This window comes from Methanocalculus chunghsingensis (genome assembly GCF_018132105.1).
GTDB classification, from domain to species: domain Archaea; phylum Halobacteriota; class Methanomicrobia; order Methanomicrobiales; family Methanocorpusculaceae; genus Methanocalculus; species Methanocalculus chunghsingensis.
In genome coordinates this window covers 1-1,552 of record NZ_JWHL01000037.1, presented here as the reverse complement: position 1 = coordinate 1,552, position 1,552 = coordinate 1, and the positions used below count along the sequence as shown (strand labels likewise).

General features: G+C 44.3%; 1 protein-coding gene. It reads left to right on the top strand.

Going from position 1 to position 1,552, the window contains the following annotated elements:
* Positions 1-123 precede the first annotated feature (123 nt).
* On the top strand, positions 124-1,551 hold the full coding sequence (locus RJ53_RS11470; RefSeq protein ID WP_211531775.1) for a transposase: 1,428 nt from the start codon (positions 124-126) through the stop codon (positions 1,549-1,551).
* Position 1,552 lies beyond the last annotated feature (1 nt).

Genomic DNA, 1,552 nt, shown 5'->3' with positions numbered 1-1,552 from the left:
CCTAAACTCCTGATTTTTTAGTGCCCATAATTACATCAAGTCTTCTCTCTTCTTCCAAAATTCAAAAATGAGTTCGAATAGACCAAAAGATCTTTATATATGTAATCCCTATATTATAACCACATGGAAGAATGGGCCAGGCAATGGGTTCAGGAGCAGAGGGAGAAGGGAGAGACTTGCCTCGAGGTCAAGGTAATCAACGGGAATACCTATGTCTACAGATCAACAAGCAAGTATGACAAGGAAACCAAAGGACCAAAGAAAGTCACCACATACCTCGGGCGATTAACAAAAAAACATGGGTTTATACCAAAGGGAGAGAAAGCAGCCGTGATCCAACCTCGTACAGTCCATGAATATGGCAATGCTGCATTTCTTGCTGAAGAGGCAGCTGAACTTGTTCCCCATCTCCAAGAGGCATTCCCCGGATCCTGGCAGGAGATTGTTGCCCTGATGTTTGCCAGAATCACTGGATACACACCTTTGTATCAGGTTAAGGATCGATGGGAAAAACTCGACAATATTCTTGGAATAGCGCCAAACTGTGATCCTCAGGTTCTATCGCAAACTCTCACAGCAGTCGGTGGAGATTACGCTGCACAGGAAGGTATCTTCCAGTTTCTTTCATCTCAATCGAATCGACTCGTGTATGATCTCTCATTCATCTTCTCTCATTCAGATACCGTTAATCTGGCAGAGTTTGGATATAATGCAGAAGGTGCCTACCTGCCCCAGGTGAATATTGCCTTGTTCAGTTCACTGGATACGAATATGCCTGTGATGATCCGGGCGCTTCCGGGGTCGGTGAAGGATGTATCGACACTTGCTGGATCTCTTGAAGGAATCGATACCGACAACATCACTCTTATTCTTGACCGTGGATTTGTCTCTGAAGAGAATGAAACGCTATTGCAACAGCTTGATATCAATTTCATTCTCCCCATGAGACGGAATAGCAAAAGGTATGAGAAAAGAATCCATCTGAAAGAACACTTCTTCTATCACGACCGGCTCATCCATGCCGGAAGCCGTGAAACTGGTGCACTCACCCTCTATCTCTACAAGGATGTTGATCTGGCAGCGGATGAAGAGAAGACGATTTACCGACTGTTTTCCGAGGGGAAGATCGATCGGAATACTCTGAATGAACGAATGAAACGAGCCGGGAAGATATTGATCATCTCATCACTCATTGCACCACCTCAGGAGATTTATGAGTTGTATAAGTCAAGGAATATGGTCGAATCACATTTCAAGACTTTTAAAGACCTGATTCAGGCAGACAAACTCTATCTCAGGGATGCAACATCGGTGTTTGGACATGTGTTTGTGGGATTTTTGTGCCTCTATCTGTATTGCCGCATTCAGAACAGAATCCGAAAGGCTGGATTACTATCTCATCTGAGTCCACAGGGGTTGTTACTGAAGCTCTCAAAGGTATACTCTGTGAACTCGGGTACAGATAAACGGATCACTGAAGTGCCAAAGCAAGTGCGGACGATCGCTGAGAAGCTACAGTTCAATATAATCCCTATAAAAACCGGAGTTTGAG

Excerpts from the sequence above, each read along its gene's own strand:
- RJ53_RS11470 (WP_211531775.1), top strand. The coding sequence starts at position 124 with ATGGAAGAATGGGCCAGGCAATGGGTTCAGGAGCAGAGGGAGAAGGGA.